The organism is Tenacibaculum todarodis, from assembly GCF_001889045.1.
GTDB lineage: Bacteria > Bacteroidota > Bacteroidia > Flavobacteriales > Flavobacteriaceae > Polaribacter > Polaribacter todarodis.
In genome coordinates this window covers 2,057,591-2,076,237 of the sequence record NZ_CP018155.1, presented here as the reverse complement: position 1 = coordinate 2,076,237, position 18,647 = coordinate 2,057,591, and the positions used below count along the sequence as shown (strand labels likewise).

16 protein-coding genes are annotated in these 18,647 nt (G+C 31.0%); all 16 read left to right on the top strand.

The genetic code is table 11. From position 1 onward, the window contains the following. Nucleotides 1-46 precede the first annotated feature (46 nt). Nucleotides 47-628 carry a Holliday junction branch migration protein RuvA gene (gene ruvA, locus LPB136_RS09450; RefSeq protein ID WP_072556085.1) on the top strand — a complete coding sequence of 194 codons (582 nt, stop codon included), beginning with the start codon at nucleotides 47-49 and terminating at the stop codon, nucleotides 626-628. Further along, entirely contained in the window at nucleotides 629-7,768 is a 7,140-nt protein-coding gene (gene sov, locus LPB136_RS09445) for a T9SS outer membrane translocon Sov/SprA (protein ID WP_237267373.1), read from the top strand. A gap of 19 nt (nucleotides 7,769-7,787) precedes the next feature. Beyond that, on the top strand, nucleotides 7,788-8,168 hold the full coding sequence (gene gcvH / locus LPB136_RS09440) for a glycine cleavage system protein GcvH (RefSeq protein ID WP_072556084.1): 381 nt from the start codon (nucleotides 7,788-7,790) through the stop codon (nucleotides 8,166-8,168). Then, complete coding sequence (locus tag LPB136_RS09435; RefSeq protein ID WP_072556083.1) at nucleotides 8,134-8,520, top strand: VanZ family protein; 387 nt, start codon at nucleotides 8,134-8,136, stop codon at nucleotides 8,518-8,520. The genes gcvH and LPB136_RS09435 overlap by 35 nt, the downstream gene beginning before the upstream one ends. Nucleotides 8,521-8,584: 64 nt before the next feature. Continuing rightward, on the top strand, nucleotides 8,585-9,307 hold the full coding sequence (locus LPB136_RS09430; RefSeq protein WP_072556082.1) for an energy transducer TonB: 723 nt from the start codon (nucleotides 8,585-8,587) through the stop codon (nucleotides 9,305-9,307). Nucleotides 9,308-9,446: 139 nt separating this feature from the next. Continuing rightward, nucleotides 9,447-10,193, top strand: a complete 747-nt coding sequence (locus tag LPB136_RS09425; RefSeq protein WP_072556081.1) for an energy transducer TonB — start codon at nucleotides 9,447-9,449, stop codon at nucleotides 10,191-10,193. 48 nt (nucleotides 10,194-10,241) lie between these two features. Further along, nucleotides 10,242-10,985, top strand: a complete 744-nt coding sequence (deoC, locus tag LPB136_RS09420) for a deoxyribose-phosphate aldolase (RefSeq protein WP_072556080.1) — start codon at nucleotides 10,242-10,244, stop codon at nucleotides 10,983-10,985. Nucleotides 10,986-10,987: 2 nt separating this feature from the next. Further along, on the top strand, nucleotides 10,988-11,560 hold the full coding sequence (locus LPB136_RS09415; RefSeq protein ID WP_072556079.1) for an acyltransferase: 573 nt from the start codon (nucleotides 10,988-10,990) through the stop codon (nucleotides 11,558-11,560). Nucleotides 11,561-11,566: 6 nt separating this feature from the next. After that, on the top strand, nucleotides 11,567-13,630 hold the full coding sequence (locus LPB136_RS09410) for a hypothetical protein (protein WP_072556078.1): 2,064 nt from the start codon (nucleotides 11,567-11,569) through the stop codon (nucleotides 13,628-13,630). 87 nt (nucleotides 13,631-13,717) lie between these two features. After that, nucleotides 13,718-14,620, top strand: coding sequence for a heme o synthase (gene cyoE, locus LPB136_RS09405; protein ID WP_072556077.1), 903 nt, complete (start codon nucleotides 13,718-13,720; stop codon nucleotides 14,618-14,620). Then, nucleotides 14,621-15,208 carry a cytochrome c oxidase subunit 3 gene (locus LPB136_RS09400; protein ID WP_072556076.1) on the top strand — a complete coding sequence of 196 codons (588 nt, stop codon included), beginning with the start codon at nucleotides 14,621-14,623 and terminating at the stop codon, nucleotides 15,206-15,208. It abuts the gene before it with no gap. Nucleotides 15,209-15,263: 55 nt separating this feature from the next. Further along, nucleotides 15,264-16,247, top strand: a complete 984-nt coding sequence (locus LPB136_RS09395; RefSeq protein ID WP_072556075.1) for a cytochrome c oxidase subunit 3 — start codon at nucleotides 15,264-15,266, stop codon at nucleotides 16,245-16,247. An 89-nt stretch (nucleotides 16,248-16,336) separates the two neighbouring features. Continuing rightward, nucleotides 16,337-16,678, top strand: coding sequence for a cytochrome C oxidase subunit IV family protein (locus LPB136_RS09390; RefSeq protein ID WP_072556074.1), 342 nt, complete (start codon nucleotides 16,337-16,339; stop codon nucleotides 16,676-16,678). 52 nt (nucleotides 16,679-16,730) lie between these two features. Further along, nucleotides 16,731-17,384 carry a hypothetical protein gene (locus tag LPB136_RS09385; protein ID WP_072556073.1) on the top strand — a complete coding sequence of 218 codons (654 nt, stop codon included), beginning with the start codon at nucleotides 16,731-16,733 and terminating at the stop codon, nucleotides 17,382-17,384. 96 nt (nucleotides 17,385-17,480) lie between these two features. Further along, nucleotides 17,481-18,125 (top strand): SCO family protein, encoded by a 645-nt coding sequence (locus tag LPB136_RS09380; protein ID WP_072556072.1) that lies wholly within the window; start codon nucleotides 17,481-17,483, stop codon nucleotides 18,123-18,125. Further along, a complete protein-coding gene (locus LPB136_RS09375; RefSeq protein ID WP_072556071.1) occupies nucleotides 18,118-18,645 on the top strand; it encodes a DUF420 domain-containing protein in 528 nt (175 codons plus the stop codon). The genes LPB136_RS09380 and LPB136_RS09375 overlap by 8 nt, the downstream gene beginning before the upstream one ends. Nucleotides 18,646-18,647: the final 2 nt, after the last annotated feature.

Below are 18,647 nucleotides of genomic sequence, written 5' to 3'. Positions count from 1 at the left end.
AAAACAAATAATTTTCCTACTTTAGAAGCCTTGTAAAAAGTATTTAATGATAACACAAATAAAAGGGAAATTAGTAGAGAAAAATCCAACGTACGTTGTAGTAGATTGTAATGGTGTTGGGTATTTGCTGCATATTTCTTTAAATACGTTTTCTGCAATTCCAGAGAGTGAAGCAGTTTTATTTTATACACATTTAGCTGTTAGAGAAGACGCTCATACGCTTTTTGGTTTCGTAAATAAAACAGAACGAGAAGTTTTTAGGTTATTAATTTCTGTTTCTGGAGTTGGTGCAAGCATTGCAAGAACCATGTTGTCATCTATGACTTCGGAAGAAGTTCAGCATGCAATTGCTAGTGAAAACGTTGCTGTTATTCAATCTGTAAAAGGAATTGGTGCAAAAACAGCACAGCGTGTAATTATAGATTTAAAAGACAAAATTTTAAAAACGTTTGCTATTGATGAAGTTTCAGTAGTAGAAAGCAATACAAACAAAGAAGAAGCGTTATCTGCATTAGAGGTTTTAGGGTTTAATAAAAAACAAGCCGATAAAGTAATTAATAACGTTTTAAAAGAAATGCCAACAGCAAGTGTGGAAACACTAATAAAACAGGCGTTAAAAAATTTATAATTGAAGTTGAAAAAAAGATTTTTAGATATACTTTTAACAACACTTGCAATACTTGTAAGTGTTTTTGTGTTTTCTCAAACCACGCCAAGAGATAGTGTTGCTCCATTAAAATATAAGTTTAATAACAATCAAAATGGAGGTTTGTTTTTAAACAATCCGTCGGAAACAATTGTTCGTTATGATGAAAAATTAAACAAGTTTGTTATTGTAGAAAAAGTGGGTGATTTTTATGTAAGTAACCCAATATTTTTAACACCAGAAGAATATGAAAAATATCGTTTAAAGAACGATGTGAAAGATTATTTTAAAGAAAAAGTAGCTGCTACAAATTCAAGAAGAAAAGGGAACCAACAAGCACAAAAGAATTTACTTCCTAAATATTATGTGAATTCAAAGTTTTTTGAAAGTGTTTTTGGAGGAACAACAGTTGAGGTTATTCCAAGCGGGCAAATAAATCTTAAACTTGGAGGGATATATCAAAATAATGAGAATCCACAGGTTTCTATAGACAATCAAAGTAGTTTTACATTTGATTTTGACCAACAAATTAGTGCAAGTATTTTAGCAAAAGTTGGTGAACGTTTAAAGGTTACTGCAAATTACGATACCCAAGCAACTTTTGGTTTTCAAGACCAAATTAAATTAGAATATACACCAACTGACGACGATATAATAAGAAATATTGAAGCAGGTAATATTAGCATGCCAATTAAGAACTCCTTAATTAATGGAGCACAATCTTTATTTGGTGTAAAAACTGAATTACAATTTGGTAAAACCTATGTTACCGCAGCATTTTCTCAGCAAAATTCAGAAAGTAAAACAGTAGTTGCAGAAGGCGGTGCAACTATTGAGCCTTTTGAGTTAAGAGCAACAGATTACGATAATGATCGCCACTTCTTTTTATCACAATATTTTAGAGATACTTATAAAAACGCATTATCTAATTACCCATTAATTACAAGTCCTGTAAATATTACAAGAGTAGAAGTTTGGGTAACTAATAGAAATGCAAACACACAAGATTATAGAAGTATTGTTGGTTTTGCTGATATTGGTGAATCTACATCAGCAAACTTGGTAAATAGTAACGTTACACCTAACTCACCTGCAACAGTAAATGTTGGAGGAATGGGAGTAAATTTACCATACAACGAAGTAAATAATATTTCAAACTTATTAGTACAAACTGGCGGAATTAGAGATGTTGCTACTGTAGATTCAGCTATTAGATCTGAAGTAGCAAGTGCAGAGCAAGGGACAGATTATTCGTATTTACAAAATGCAAGAAGATTACAGGCAAATGAGTTTACATTACACCCACAGTTAGGTTTTATTTCTTTAAATAGAAGATTAAATGATGGTGAAGTTTTAGGTGTAGCTTTTGAATATACGGTTGTTGGAGCATCCAATGGAGAAAGCGTTTTTAGAGTTGGAGAGTTTTCTAACGATGGAGTTGCAGCACCAGCTAATATTGCGGTAAAATTATTACGTAGCGAAATTTTAAGAACCATTACAAATGGAGCGCCAGATGTAGCTTTTCCTACTTGGAGGTTAATGATGAAGAATGTCTATGCTTTAGGTGCGTTTCCGTTAACACAAGATGGTTTTAGATTTGAATTATTGTATAGAGATGATGAAACAGGAATCTTACAAAATACCTTGCAAAATGCTGATGATACAGCAATACAAAACAAACCGTTATTAAACTTTTTAGATTTAGATAAGTTAGATCAAAGTCAGTTTTCGGTACCAGGCGGAGATGGTTTTTTCGATTTTGTAGAAGGAATTACCATAAATTCTCAAAGAGGATATGTTATTTTTCCAGAGCCAGAACCTTTTGGAAAAGATTTAGAAGCAAGGCTTTCTTTAGTTAGTGACCAAAATAGATATACATTTAATGAGCTGTATTTAACAACAAAAGCACAAGCGCAAAATGAATATCAGAATAAAGATAAATTCTTTTTAAAAGGATATTTTAAGTCAGAAACAGCAAGAGGAATTTCACTTGGAGCCTTTAATATTCCACGTGGATCCGTTAGAGTTACCGCCGGAGGTCGTGCATTAGTTGAAGGAGTCGATTATGTAGTCGATTATCAATTAGGGCGTGTTCAAATTTTAGATCCAGGTTTAGAAGCATCTGGTATTCCTATTACTGCACGAGTAGAAAATCAACAGTTTTTTAATCAACAAAGAAAAACATTTTTTGGTGTTGATGTAGAGCACCGTTTTTCGGAAAACTTTGTTATTGGTGGTACATTTTTAAATGTAAATGAATCTCCAATTACACCAAAAGTAAATTTTGGAGCAGAACCTATAGATAATGTTATGTTAGGTTTTAATATAGATTATTCTACGGAAGTTCCATTATTTACAAAATTAGCAAACAAATTACCTTTTGTAGATACAGATGCACCTTCTAACTTATCTGTTAGAGCAGATATGGCATATTTATTACCAGGTTCTCCGAGTGGAATTGATGTTGACGGACAAGCAACATCTTATGTAGATGATTTTGAAGCTTCACAAATTCCAATTGATTTAAGTTCACCTTTACAATGGTTTACGGCAAGTACACCAAACACACCAACATTTCCTGCATTTGGTGGAGATTTAAGTAACGATTTACAATACAATAATAAAAGAGCTCGTATGTCTTGGTATACTATCGATCAGCTTTTTTATAGTAATAGCGGTAACAGACCAAATAATATTAATAACGAAGAATTATCTAGAGAAGAAGTACGTCAAATTCGTTATTCAGAATTATTTCCTAATACAGATTTAGATATAACACAGCTTAACTTTGTTAGAACTTTAGATTTAGCATATTTCCCTAGTGAAAGAGGAACTTATAATTTTGACACAAGTTCTACTGTTAATGCAGACGGAACATTTTCTGATCCAGAAGATCGTTGGGGAGGAATTATGCGTGCCTTAACGACCACAAATAATTTTGAACAATCAAATGTTGAATACCTACAGTTTTGGTTGCAAGATCCGTATGATAATTATTCGATAACTAATGAAGAAGGTTTACCTGTGGGAATTGATCCTACAAATCCTATAAATCAAGTTGGAGATTTATATGTAAACTTAGGTAACATTTCCGAAGATATTTTAAAAGACAACCGTAAACAATACGAAAACGGTTTACCTGCAGATGGAATAAAAACACCAAACAATACCATTAATACAACTTGGGGAGATGTGCCTTTTAATCAATCTATATTATATTCTTTTGATGCAGATGAAGCAGCAAGAGTTAATCAAGATTTAGGTTTAGATGGTTTGTCAGATGAAGAAGAACGAATTAAATTTCCGGCATTTTCTGGTTTAGATGATCCTGCAGGAGATAATTTTCAGTTTTTTAGAGGCGGTAATTTAGATAGCCAAAACGCATCTGTCTTATCTCGTTACAAACTATATAATAATACTGAAGGAAACTCACCAACTATAAATCAATCTACAGAATCGTATCCAACATCATCTACAACCTATCCAGATGTAGAAGATATAAATAAGGATCAAACTATGAACTCTGTGGAAAGTTATTTTGAATACAGAGTTTCGCTAAATAAAAACGATTTAGAGTTAGGTAAAAATAATATTGTTGATACAAAAACTACAACTGTTACTTTAGCAAACGGAGCATCAAGAAGTACAACTTGGTATCAATTTAGAATTCCGTTACGTAATGTTACTCCAGCGCAACAAATAGGAGGAATTACCGATTTTAACAGTATTCGTTTTATGCGTATGTATCTTACAAAATTTAAGATGCCAGTTGTGTTACGTATGGGAGAATTAGAGTTAGTGCGTGGAGATTGGCGTCGATACACAAAAACGTTAGATCCAGCAACATTGCCACAACAAAACCTTACCAATCCCGAGTTAAATAACTTTGAAGTAGGTGTTGTTAGTATTGAGCAAAATGAAGAACGTTATGTTTTACCTCCAGGTATTTTAAGAGAACAATTACAAGGAACCAATACAATTCAGCGTCAAAATGAGCAATCAGTTTCTTTAAAAATAAAAGACTTAGAGCAGGATAAAATTAGAGCAATTTATAAAAACATTAGTATTGATTTGCGTAGGTATACAAACCTAAAAATGTTTATGCACTTAGAGGATGCTAAATCTACAAATTTAACAGAAGATGACGATGTTGTAGCTGTTATACGTCTTGGGACAGATTTAAATGATAATTTCTATCAAATTGAAATGCCTTTAAAATTATCTACAGTTTTAGCGAATCCTACAGCTTTAGATGCGTGGCCAGAAGCAAATAATTTAGACTTAGCTTTAGATAGATTAGGGAAATTAAAAGTAGAAAGAGACGGAGCTGGTTTGGCAATAAATCAATTGTATCCTGCGGTAGCAATGGCAGATGAAGATGGATTGATAATTAGAGTAAAAGGAAACCCAACTCTAGCACAAGTTAGAACTGTAATGTTAGGAGTTAAAAATAATTCTGTTACAGAGAAAAGTGCGGAAGTTTGGTTTAATGAATTACGTGCAGTTGGTTTTGATAATAAAGGAGGTTGGGCAGCAGTTTTAAACGCAGATGCAAATTTTGCAGATGTTGCAGATGTTTCTTTAGCGGGTAGAATGAGCACTATTGGTTTTGGTAATGTAGAAGACAGAGTGCAACAACGTAGTATAGAAGAAGTAAAGCAATATGATGTTGCAACAACCATTCAAGTAGGTAAAATGATGCCTAAAAAATGGAACATGCAAGTACCAATGAGTTATACATACGGTGAAGAATTTCGTGATCCAAAATACGATCCTCAATACCAAGATGTAGAACTTGCAGATGCTTTAGAGGTGAACCCTAATAGTGCAAATGCACAAGATTATACAAGAAGAAAAAGTATTAGTTTCATAAATGTAAAAAAGAATAGAAACCCAGAAAGCAAGAAGAAACCTAAGTTTTATGATGCAGAAAACTTTTCTGTTTCTTACGCGTATAATGAAGAGTTTCATAAAGATTATAACATAGAAAGTTATACTAATAAAAATGTAATTGCTGGTGCAAATTATAATTTTGGCTTCCAGCCTTGGGTTATAGAACCGTTTAAAAAATCTGAGTTTTTAAAAGGGAAATGGTGGCAAGTTATTAGAGATATTAACATAAATCCAGTTCCTAAAACATTAGCAATAAATTCTAATATTAACAGGAATTACACCGAACAACAGTCTAGAAATTTATTAAATGATCCATTGAATCCATTACCATCTCAGCCAACATTAACGCAAAGAAGATTTTTGTTTAATTGGGATTATACTATTGGTTTTGATTTAACAAAATCGTTAGCGTTAAACTTTAATGCTACTAATAATTATATCTACGATAACCAAAACGAGCAATTAGATGTGTTCGATAAGTTTTTTGCTATTGGGAGACCTGATCATTACCATCAAAAATTAAATGCAACCTATCAAATTCCATTAGGTAAAATACCAGCACTTAATTTTATAAATGCAGACTATGGCTACACAGCAGATTTTGATTGGCAAGCTGCTTCACAAAGTTATGTAGACAAGGTTGGTAATATGATACAAAATGCCAACAGTCATAATATCAGTAGTACTATTGATTTTAGTCGTTTTTATAAAAACATTAAGCTAGATAAATTATTTATAAAAGGGAATAAAAACCAACCTAAAAAAGTAGTTAAAGGCGGGCCATCTCTAGCAAACTCACAAAAACCAACACCTACTAGAAATTTAAAAAAGAATGCTTCTGCCGGACAAAAAGTATTAAAAGGTTTGTATGATGTAATTACATCTGTTAAAAAAGCAAAAATCAGTTATTCTGAAACAAACCAAACAATGTTGCAAGGTTATACACCAACTGTTGGGTTTTTAGGAAGAGATAATGTTGGCGGAGGTTTAGCACCAACTTTTGGTTTTGTTTTTGGAAGCCAAACAGAAATTTTAAACAGAGCAATTGAAAACAATTGGTTAGTTACTAGAGAAAATAACGAAGAGTATTATAATAAAACCTACGGAAGAAATAATTTAAAAAAGTTAGATTATACCGTTTCTGTAAAACCATTTAGAGATCTTATTATTGATGTTCGAGGGAATAGAACTAAAACAAATAGTTTAAATCAGCAATTAGATGTAATTCCAGATGGTAATGGAGGTTATGAGCAAAATACAGCGCTTAAAACTTTTGAAACCGGTAATTTTAATTCAAGTTACTTTATGCTTGGAACTGCTTTTACAGATGCAGATGTGTTGTTTCAAAATTTCTTAGATTTTAGAACAGATGTTGCTAGTAGATTATCCGCTGAAAACGGTTTCCCAGTAGATGGTTATACAAATTCTAGCCAAGAAGTATTGTTGCCGGCATTCATGGCGGCTTATTCTGGAAAAGACCCTAATTCAGTAGATACAGGAATCTTTAAAAACGTCCCAATTCCTAATTGGACATTGCGTTATAATGGCTTAATGAAGTATAAATGGTTTAAGAAAAACTTTGCTGCATTTTCAGTATCTCATGGTTATAATTCTTCTTATACAATTGGAGGATACACAAATAACTTATTATATGAGGGAGTTAACTCTAATCAACCAGTTAGTTCAACAAACTTACCGGTAAAAAATTCGGCAGGAAACTATCAATCTCAATTATTAATATCTTCAGCAACATTAATAGATGAATTTTCACCATTAATTAAAGTAGATTTTAGAATGAGAAATTCTTTTTCTTTTAAAGGTGAAATAAGAACAGATAGAGCATTAACACTTAACTTTAATAATAACACATTAACAGATATTAAAGGGACAGAATATGTTGTTGGATTTGGATATAGAATAAGAGATGTAAAATTCAACACACGTTTTGCGGGTAAAAAAGAAGTATTAAAAGGAGATGTAAACCTACGAGCAGACGTTTCAATGAGAGATAATATAACTCAAATTAGAGCAATTGATGAAGGAAATAATCAAATTACAGGAGGAGAAAAATTATTTAGCTTTAAGTTTATAGCAGATTATAATTTAAATAAAAACCTAACAGCTTCTTTTTATTACAACCATCAAACATATAGATATGCAATATCAACAACCTTTCCAAGGCAAGCAATAAATGCAGGAATAAACATAATATATAATTTAACACGATAAACTATAAAATAAAATTACAATGAACATACCTACAGATTTAAGTTACACAAAAGATCACGAATGGATTAAAATTAATGGCGATATAGCAACAATTGGTATTACAGATTTTGCACAAGGAGAACTTGGAGACATCGTTTATGTAGATGTAGATACATTAGATGAAACAGTAGAAAAAGATGAGGTTTTTGGATCTGTTGAAGCAGTAAAAACAGTATCAGATTTATTTATGCCATTAAAAGGTGAAGTAGTAGAATTTAATGAAGCTTTAGAGGATGAGCCAGAATTAGTAAACTCAGATCCTTATGGAGAAGGTTGGATGATTAAGCTTAAAATTGAAGATGAAAGTCAAATTAAAGACTTACTAAATGCTGAAGCGTATCAAGAACTTATTAAAGGATAATAGATTTTTTATAGCAATTGCAATAACTATTGTAATTGCTGTTTTAAGCTTAATAAAATTAGGTAATCAGCCAGTTCAGATATCAAATATTGATAAAATTGAACATTTAATTGCTTACTTAGTTTTAACTTTAAGTTGGTTGTTTGCTTTTAGAACAACTTTATCAAACAATAAAAATAAATACCTTGTAGTAGTTGCCTGTATTTTTTACGGCATAATTATTGAGGTTTTACAAGGAACAATAACCGATTACCGGGAAGCAAGTTATTTAGATATGCTTGCAAATACATTAGGAGCAATCATAGCAATGTTAATTTTTAATAAGAAAATTGAAAAAAAACAAGCTATTTAACGTTTGGACTTGTATAAGTCATAAAAAATTAAGTAAATTAGCGAACTATTAAAAACTTTTTAGGATGGAAATTAAGAAAAATCCAAAATCAAATTTAGAGAATTACAGCAAGTTGTTTATGCAGCTAGGTTTGGTTTTAGCGTTATTTGTAACGTATATGGCAATTGAGCAGAAGACTTATGACAAGTCTGTATCTACTCTAGGAGATTCAAACATGGCAAATGAAATTGAAGAAGAAACAATTGTCATGCAAAATACACCACCACCACCACCACCAAAAACTCCACCACCACCAACTCCAGAAAAAATTGAAGTTGTAGAAGATGAAGAAGAAATAGTGGAAACAGTAATTGAAACTACTGAAACAGATGAAACTGAATCTGTAGAGGTAGAGGAAATTGTTGAGGTAGAAGAAGAGGAAGAAGTTATAGAAGACGTTCCTTTTTCAATTATTGAAGAAGTACCAGTTTTTCCAGGTTGTACGGGAACAAAAGCACAAAAGAAAGATTGTTTAAATAAAAAGATGCGTAAGCACGTACAAAGAAACTTTGATGCTGAATTAGCAAATGAGTTAGGTTTAGCGCCAGGTAAGAAGAAAATCTATGTTCAATTTAAAATTGATAAAGATGGAAGTATTACTGCTATTAATGCAAGAGCACCACACCCAAGATTAAAGAAAGAAGCTATTCGTATAGCAAAGAAGTTACCTAAAATGAAACCAGGTAGACAAAGAGGTAAAGCGGTTCGTGTAGGTTATACACTTCCAATTACTTTTAATGTAGAATAGATAAAAATATTTTTATATTTTGAAAAACGCAACTCATATGAGTTGCGTTTTTTGTTGTTTTAAATGTTAAAATTTAAATTAGTAATGTAATGGCATGTTTCTTGTTTTAACATAGTCTTAACATTTAAACTATCTTATTATGAACAACTTAAAGAAAAAACCGAGAAAACAATTAGAAAAGTTCTCAACAGTATTTATGCAACTAGGTTTGGTATTAACCTTATTTACAGTCTATGTAGTTTTAGAGTTTGAAACAGTAGAAAAGAAAAATTTAGTTGAAGATTATGATCCAGGAGAAAATACCTATGTAATTAATGAAACTCCACCAATGGCATTTATAAAAGATATTCCAAAGCCAAAATTTGATGAGCCCGTTAAGCCAAAAACAACAGCTATTTTAAACGTAATTGATAAAGTAGATGAGACACATATTGAAAATGTGATAGATAAGCCAACAGATATAGTAGATACACCTATTTTGAATCCAGACGATATTGTTGAAGTTGTGATTGATGACCCAATTGAAGATGAGATCCCTTTCATAAGAATTGAAGAAGCTCCAATTTATAGAGGTTGTGAAGGTTTGTCTGAAGTTGAAAATAAAAAATGTTTTGTTAGAAAAATATCTAAGCATGTGCAAAAACACTTTAATAGTGGTTTGGGGCAAGATTTGGGTTTGTCTTCTGGTAAACAGAAAATGTATGCTTTGTTTGTAATAGATAAAATAGGGAATGTTACACAAGTAAAAATAAAAGCACCTCATAAAAGATTAGAAAAAGAAGTACAAAGAATTGTAGATAAAATTCCACAGTTTACTCCTGGAAAACAAAGAGGCAATGCTGTTAAAGTTAAATACACTTTACCCATTACATTTCATGTAGAATAATATTTTAAAACTCAGCTTTATTGCTGAGTTTTTTTATTTTTGCTATTAATGAATATCAACAATTACATAGATAGTACCTATCTTAAAACCGCTGAACAGGCTCATATTTCTGTTGAAGAAACTACTCAAAGAAATGTTGAGCTTATTGAAGATGCAATTAAATATGAAATGAAGTTGGTAATGCTTCGTAGCAACTATATTACTGTTGCTAAAGAATTGATTAGTGAAAATAATTCAGAGGTTTTAATTGGAACTGTAATAGATTTTCCTGAAGGAAACTCTTCGGTTGATGTTAAGATATCCGAAGCAAAAAAGGCAATTGAATTAGGTGCAGACGAACTCGATTTTGTTATCAATTATAATGCATTTAAAAATGGAGATTTAACATTGATAAAAACTGAAGTTGTAAACTGTACAAAACTTTGTTTAGAAAATAATAAAACTGTAAAGTGGATCATAGAAATTGCAGCGTTATCAAATGAAGAAATAATTGTACTTTCACAACTGATTAAAAATATAGTTATCAGTAATTTTGAAGAATCAAATTTTGAAAATATTTTTGTAAAATCTTCTACAGGATTCTTTCAAACTGAAAATAACAAACCAAGTGGAGCAACTTTTGAAGCAATGAAGTTAATAGTAGAAAATGCTTCACCATTAAAAATAAAAGCAGCTGGAGGTGTAAAAACTTTAGAACAAGCTAAAAAAATGATTTCAATTGGAGTTGATAGAATTGGAACTTCATCAGCAAAACAGATTATTTTAAATTTAAATACAGAAACCGACTACTAATAATGAGTGATTTTTTTGCACATGAAACGGCTGTTATAGACAACGGATGTACAATTGGAAATGGTACAAAAATTTGGCATTTCAGTCATATTATGCCAAATTGTACTATTGGAGAAGGTTGTAATATTGGTCAGAATGTTGTAGTTTCTCCAGAAGTAATTTTGGGTAAAAATGTAAAAGTTCAAAATAATGTTTCTATTTATACAGGTGTAATTTGCCAAGATGATGTTTTTCTTGGGCCATCAATGGTTTTTACGAATGTTATAAACCCAAGAAGTGCTGTAAATCGTAAAAATGAATACCTGAAAACTACTGTAAAAAAAGGTGCCAGTATTGGTGCAAATGCAACCATTGTTTGTGGAAATGATATAGGTGAGTTTGCTTTTATTGGAGCAGGTGCTGTTGTTGTTAAAGAAGTTTTACCGTATTCTTTAGTTGTTGGTAATCCATCAAAACACATTGGTTGGGTTAGTGAATATGGTCATCGCCTTAATTTTGATGAAAACGGATTGGCAACTTGCTCAGAGAGTTTAGAAAAATATCAACTAAAAGAAAATAGAGTTACAAAACTTTAATACATAATGAAGAAATCTATACTTGTTTTACTTCTTATTATTCCTACATTAATTTTTTCACAGAATTCTGAACGTTATCCAATGTTTAAAGAATGTGAAGATGTTTCTGCAGAAGAACAAGAGAAATGTTTTTATCAGCAAGCAAATACATATTTCTTTAAGGAGTTTAAAGTCCCAGAAGTATTAGAAAAAGAGAGTTTCAACAAAACAGTTAATGTTCTTTTTTATGTTGATGAAAAAGGAGTTTTTAATAGCTTATTAGTTAATTCTCCATATAAAGAATTACAAACTGAAGTTAATCGTGTTTTTGCTAAAATGCCAGCAGTTAAAGCCGCAACCTACAATAATCATACTGTAGAAATGCGCTTTGTGCTTCCTATAGCATTTCCGCTTTCAGAAAACCCTTCGGGAATTAAAATAAATGCAGAGCCTAAACTAGATATTAATGTTGTAGTTGCTCAGCAAAAACTAGCAGATAGTACTTTTTTAGAACACAATAGTCAGTTGAATATTCCTTTTACACATCAAAGTTATGTGGATTATGAATATGCTTTACATAAAAACAAAGGTACTCATACGGCTTCAAAGCCCTATATTCACAATGAAATTAACAAGGTTTATGATTTTGAAAAAGAAAAAACACCTTTTTTAAAGCCAGAAAAAAAATCTTGGTTTGGACGTAAACTTTGGAATGAGCATTTACTTCAAGTAAAGAAGGAAGATTATTGGTTAACATTAGATTTTCTAGTTGATGTTCAATTAGGAAAAGATAATTCTGATAGTCAAAAGTATACGTATAATAATACGCGTTTTATGAAAATTGATGGAGGCTTAGGTGATAAGTTTTCGTTTTCTACAACAATATATGAAAGCCAGGGAAGGTTTGCAGAATATGTAAACTTATATGCAAGTAATCCAGATAAGGAAACCTTTAAACCAGTAAGTTCAGAAGGATTAGTTCCGGGAAGAGGTAAGGCAAAAGAGTTTGGAACTGGTTATGATTATCCTGTAGCGGAAGGTTATATGTCTTATACGCCTAATAAGTTTTTGAATGTTCAACTAGGTCATGGAAAAAACTTTATTGGAGATGGTTATCGTTCTTTTTTACTTTCAGATGTTTCTTCTCCAGCAACTTATTTAAAAATGGATGTTAGTTTTTGGAAGTTTAAATACACTAACATTTGGATGTGGGCACAAGATGTAAGAGAATTTGCTGCAAATGCAAATGATAGAGCACATTTGCGTAAATACATAGCAATGCATTATTTGAGTATTAATGTAACAGATAAATTTAACTTAGGTTTCTTTGAGGCAGCTGTTTCTGCAGGGGAAAACGGAATAGACATGTCCTTTTTTAATCCGTTAATGTTTTACCGATCTGTGGAATTTAACAGAGGTGAAGATGTTGGTAATGCTTTAATAGGAATAACTTCGAAATATAAATTTTCAGATAAGTTTATGGGATATTCTCAATTGCTGATTGATGAATTTTCTTTCGGAAACTTAACCAATTTAAGTGATTGGAGAAATAAGTTTGGCTTACAATTGGGTGCAAAATGGTTTGACGCGTTAAATGTGAAGAACCTTTTTCTGCAAGGAGAATTTAATTATGCTAGGCCTTATACATTTGCACATCAAAATCCGGTGTTAAATTATGGACATTATAGTCAGCCAATTGGGCATTTATGGGGAGCAAATTTCTGGGAAATGATTGGTATTGCTCGCTATAAGAAAGATCGTTGGAGTGGTTATGGAAAATTAATTTTAGGAAAAAGAGGTTTTGATAAAGATGGAACTGTTAGTTATGGTGGTAATATTTATCAATCCTATGACATTAGGGTAAGTGATACAAACAATTCAATAGGACAAGGAAATACAGCCACAATTTTTATGTTTGATGCTCAGGGTAATTATTTATTGAATCCATCAAACAAACTAAGTTTATTTGCAGGTTTGTCATATAGAAAGTTTTCTCCTGAAACTCCAACCGCAACATTTAAAGCAGATACCAATATTTGGTTTACAGTTGGCTTGCGTGCAGATTTGTTTAACTGGTACTTTGATTTTTAGATAAGTAATCTTATTTTCCTATAATTAGCCATGAAAATTATGGTAAATCCATATTTATAGAATATCTTTGCAATCGAATTATTTTCGATGAATTCTACCATTATTTCAAACAATAAAACATCTGTGAAAACGCTCATTTCAGACTTTAAACAACTTACCAAAGTAGGCTTGTCTTTAAGTGTTGTTTTTTCTTCGGTTGCAGGTTATTTATTGGCGGCAGAAACTATAAATTATACTACCTTAATTTTACTTACAATTGGTGGTTTCTTAATGGTTGGTGCTTCAAACGCTTTTAATCAAGTAATTGAGAAAGACACCGATGCTTTAATGCAAAGAACCAAAGATAGACCTTTACCAACAGGTAGAATGAGTGTAAATACAGCTTTAACAATAGCAATTCTATTTACAATTGTTGGTCTTTCAATTTTATATTACATAAACCCTAAAACGGCTTTATTTGGGGCTATTTCAATATTTTTGTATGCTTGTGCTTATACACCGTTAAAAGCGGTAACACCATTAACTGTTTTTGTAGGAGCAATTCCAGGTGCAATTCCTTTTATGTTAGGTTGGGTTGCAGCAACAAATCAGTTTGGTATAGAAGCAGGAATGCTTTTTATGATTCAATTTTTCTGGCAATTTCCTCACTTTTGGGCAATTGGATGGTTACAATTTGAAGAATATAAAAAAGCAGGATTTGGTATGTTACCAATGAATAAAAAAGATAAAGGTGCTGTAAAGCAAATTATTTTTTACACAATAATAATGATTTTAGTTTCTGTTGCACCAGTTTTAAAAATGTCAGGAAACTTTTATATATGTCCATTAACAGCAATAATTATAGCACTATTAGGTGGAATTATGTTGTACTTTGGAATAAAGTTACACAAATCTGAAAGTAATATTGATGCGCGTAAATTAATGTTGTCGAGTGTTTTATATATAACGCTAGTGCAAATAATTTATGTCGTAGATAAATTTTTACATTAAATGAATAATAGAGAACAAGTAGATAAAGAATTAACTGTAGCTAGAAGAAAATCTGCAAAACCTATGTTATGGGTTTCAATGATTAGTATGGTTATGTTTTTTGCAGGTTTAACAAGTGCTTATGTTATTAGCATGAAACGTGATGATTGGGTAACTTTTGATTTGCCTCAAGCGTTTTATATAAGTACAGCATTAATTGTTTTAAGTAGTATAACATTATTTATATCGCAAAAATTATTAAAAAAAGATAATGTACCAACATCAAGAATATTTCTAATAATTACATTAATTTTAGGAATTGGATTTATTTGGTATCAATATGTAGGCTTTGATCAACTAAAAAGTTCTGGACTTTATTTTACTGGTCCAGGGAGCACAGTGTCTACTTCTTTTATCATTGGAATAACATTAATGCATGTTTTACACCTAATTGCAGGTGTAATTGTGTTATTAGTTGTTATTTATAATCATTTTAAAAACAAGTATAATGCCACGGAAACGCTTGGTTTTGAGCTAGGTGCAATCTTTTGGCATTTTGTAGATGTACTATGGATTTATCTATTTTTCTTTTTCTATTTTATTAGATGATAGAAAATGATTAATTTTGGCAAACTATTAAGAAAAATAACAAACTGAAATATATATGGAAGCAAATGTTGCTATACCTTCTGACAGCAAAGAAACTTGGGGCGGAGGCGGAGTAAAACCTTTTGGAGCTAGTTACGGTAAAATGATGATGTGGTTTTTTATCGTGTCTGATGCATTAACCTTTTCTGGTTTTTTAGCCGCTTATGGTTTAACTCGTTTTAAATTTATTGACTCTTGGCCAATTGCCGATGAAGTGTTTACTCACTTCCCATTTTTACACGGTGTACACGCACCAATGTATTATGTGGCTTTAATGACCTTTATTTTAATATTTTCTTCGGTAACAATGGTGTTGGCTGTAGATGCTGGTCATCAAATGAAAAAAAAGAAAGTTACTTTCTATATGTTTTTAACTATTGTTGGAGGAATTATATTCTTAGGTTCACAAGCTTGGGAATGGAAAAACTTTATTAATGGTTCTTACGGAGCAGTTAAAACTACAGATGGTAAAGTTTTACAATTTGTAAAAGACGGTCATCAAATAGCACTTGCAGATTTTGTAACTGGAGATAGAATGGACGAACGTGTTCAACAAACGCCTACAAACGGTTTATGGTTTGAAGGAGAAGGAGCTATGTCTCAATATTCTGTAGCTCAAGTTCAAAAATCATTTGCTTCAAATCCAGATGTAGCTATTCGTTCGGAGTTAATAGATCCGGCAACCAAACAAAAAATAATTTTATCAAGAGAAAAAGGTTTAGCAGAACTTGCTAAAGCTAAATTAGTGGTAGAAGGAGCAAACTTAAAAGTAAATGAATATGGTAATACAATTTTTGCCGATTTCTTTTTCTTTATTACAGGTTTTCACGGTTTTCACGTATTTACAGGAGTATTGATAAATATCATCATTTTCTTTAATGTAATCTTAGGAACTTACGAACGAAGAGGACATTATGAAATGGTAGAAAAAGTAGGATTATATTGGCACTTTGTAGATTTAGTTTGGGTATTTGTATTTACCTTCTTCTACTTAGTTTAAGATAAGCTTTTAAGATGTTTGCATCTTAAATTTCTATAGAATTGTCATTCCCGTGAAAACGGGAATCTAATAAAAAAATAAGCGAAAAAATGGCACACGCACACGAATCAAACACAAAGAAAATCTGGATAGTTTTTGGATTATTATCTCTTATAACTATTGTTGAAGTAATTTTTGGAATTATAAAACCAGATGTTTTACACCTTACTAGCTTTTTAGGCACAAGTCCTTTAAACTGGATCTTTATTATCTTAACATTAGTAAAAGCTTACTACATTACTTGGGCATTTATGCACATGGATGGTGAAAAAAAATGGTTAAGACGATCGGTAGTTTGGTCATCGGTGTTTTTAATATCATATTTAGTTACCTTGCTATTAATTGAAGGTGGTTATTTATACGAAACATTAGCACCACTTGTAAAATGGTAATTTAAAAAATATTTAAGGTGGTTTTAACCACCTTTTTTTATGACTAATTTTTATGACAAATAAAGTAAAAAAAACATTTGTATTATCAGCATTATTCCTATTACCATTATTGCTGTATATATTTATATCATCTGGAGTTAATAACTTTGGGAGGTTACCAATTCTTTCAGAAAATGTAATAGATGTTTCAGAAATTGATAGCGCAAAAACTACAACCTTTAAAAGAAATATTTCTATTGTTGTTTTTTTAGGTGAAGATATAGAAAGTGTAAAAGGAGGTTTTTTTAATTTGAATCAAAAAATATACAAACCTTTTTACGGTTTTAAAGACTTTCAATTAGTAGCTATTTATCCTAATGATAAAAAAGAAGATGTTTTAAAATTAAAACAAGAAATAGGAAAATTTACTGATTTAATTAAATGGAAATTTATCGGAGCTTCAGCTGTAGAAATAGAAGCAGTTTATGAAAGTTTTTCTACCAATGACTCTCTTAGCAATTTATATGCAAACAAAGCATTTATAATAGATAAAGAAGGTAAGTTAAGAGGTAGAGTAGACGATAAAGAATCCGTAGATGGAAAATTGTACGGATACAATATGCATTCTGTTGCAGAGTTAAACAATAAGATGAAAGACGATGTAAAAGTTGTACTTGCAGAATATAGATTAGCATTAAAGAAGAATAACGCAGATAGAGAAATATAAGAATTTTCTATCATTCCTGCGAAGGTAGGAAGCTCTTTAAAAAGAATAACTAAACAATAATAAGATTCCTGTCTTCGCAGGAATGACAAGTTGAAAATGAATAAAAAACACTCATATATAGGTATTTCATTTATTGTATTACTCTTCGGAATTTACGCAGTTCCAAAAATTGTAAAGCATTTTCAGAAGGCAGATTTGCATACTTTTACTAAAGTGCCTGCTTTTGAGTTTACAAACCAAGAAGGAAAAACAATTACAAATCAAGATTACTTAGGAAAGGTATATGTTGTTGAGTTTTTCTTTTCAACTTGCCCAACAATTTGCCCAATTATGAATGAGCAAATGCTTACTATACAAAATGAATTTTTTGGCAATCCAGAATTTGGGATAGCTTCAATTTCAATTACACCAGAAATTGATACACCTAAAGTTTTAAAAGAGTATGCGGATAGAATGGGAATTACGCATAAAAACTGGCATTTATTAACTGGGAAACCAGAAGCAGATGTGTATAAATTATCTAATCATGGTTTTAAATTATATGCTGGAAAAGGAGAACAAGATCATGGTGGGTTTGAGCATTCTGGTTTATTCGCTTTAGTAGATAAAGACGGTTATATTCGCTCACGTTATGATGAACATGGAAACCCAATAATGTATTATAGAGCACTACCTGAACAATCGTTTCCTAATCAAATTTCAGAATTAAAAAAAGACATTAAACTGTTGTTAAATGAATAACCAATTACAAGAAAAGAAATACAAAAAAATAATAACAATTTTATCAATTGCTATTCCAGTAGCTGTTGCCGCATTATTTGTTATTAAGATTCCTAATGTAGAACCTTTACGTTTTTTACCGCCAATTTATGCATCTATAAATGCATTAACAGCCGTTTTATTAGTTACAGCAGTTGTTGCCATAAAGAAAGGCAATAAAAAGTTACATGAACAATTAAACACAACAGCAATTATATGTTCTGTTTTGTTTTTAGTTTTATATGTAGCCTATCATATGACATCAGATTCTACAAAATTTGGTGGAGAAGGAATTGTTAAATATATCTATTATTTTATATTATTTACACATATTTTATTGTCGATAATTATTATTCCGTTTGTATTAATTACCTTTATGAGAGCTAGGTTGGGTAATTTCCCAGAACATAAAAAGATAGCAAAGATTACATTTCCATTATGGTTATATGTTGCTGTAACTGGAGTTATAGTGTATTTAATGATTTCACCTTATTATATTTAAAG

Coding starts and splice junctions, on each gene's coding strand:
- ruvA (WP_072556085.1), top strand. CDS start 47: ATGATAACACAAATAAAAGGGAAATTAGTAGAGAAAAATCCAACGTAC.
- gcvH (WP_072556084.1), top strand. CDS start 7,788: ATGAACATACCTACAGATTTAAGTTACACAAAAGATCACGAATGGATT.
- LPB136_RS09435 (WP_072556083.1), top strand. CDS start 8,134: ATGCTGAAGCGTATCAAGAACTTATTAAAGGATAATAGATTTTTTATA.
- LPB136_RS09430 (WP_072556082.1), top strand. CDS start 8,585: ATGGAAATTAAGAAAAATCCAAAATCAAATTTAGAGAATTACAGCAAG.
- LPB136_RS09425 (WP_072556081.1), top strand. CDS start 9,447: ATGAACAACTTAAAGAAAAAACCGAGAAAACAATTAGAAAAGTTCTCA.
- deoC (WP_072556080.1), top strand. CDS start 10,242: ATGAATATCAACAATTACATAGATAGTACCTATCTTAAAACCGCTGAA.
- LPB136_RS09415 (WP_072556079.1), top strand. CDS start 10,988: ATGAGTGATTTTTTTGCACATGAAACGGCTGTTATAGACAACGGATGT.
- LPB136_RS09410 (WP_072556078.1), top strand. CDS start 11,567: ATGAAGAAATCTATACTTGTTTTACTTCTTATTATTCCTACATTAATT.
- cyoE (WP_072556077.1), top strand. CDS start 13,718: ATGAATTCTACCATTATTTCAAACAATAAAACATCTGTGAAAACGCTC.
- LPB136_RS09400 (WP_072556076.1), top strand. CDS start 14,621: ATGAATAATAGAGAACAAGTAGATAAAGAATTAACTGTAGCTAGAAGA.
- LPB136_RS09395 (WP_072556075.1), top strand. CDS start 15,264: ATGGAAGCAAATGTTGCTATACCTTCTGACAGCAAAGAAACTTGGGGC.
- LPB136_RS09390 (WP_072556074.1), top strand. CDS start 16,337: ATGGCACACGCACACGAATCAAACACAAAGAAAATCTGGATAGTTTTT.
- LPB136_RS09385 (WP_072556073.1), top strand. CDS start 16,731: ATGACAAATAAAGTAAAAAAAACATTTGTATTATCAGCATTATTCCTA.
- LPB136_RS09380 (WP_072556072.1), top strand. CDS start 17,481: ATGAATAAAAAACACTCATATATAGGTATTTCATTTATTGTATTACTC.
- LPB136_RS09375 (WP_072556071.1), top strand. CDS start 18,118: ATGAATAACCAATTACAAGAAAAGAAATACAAAAAAATAATAACAATT.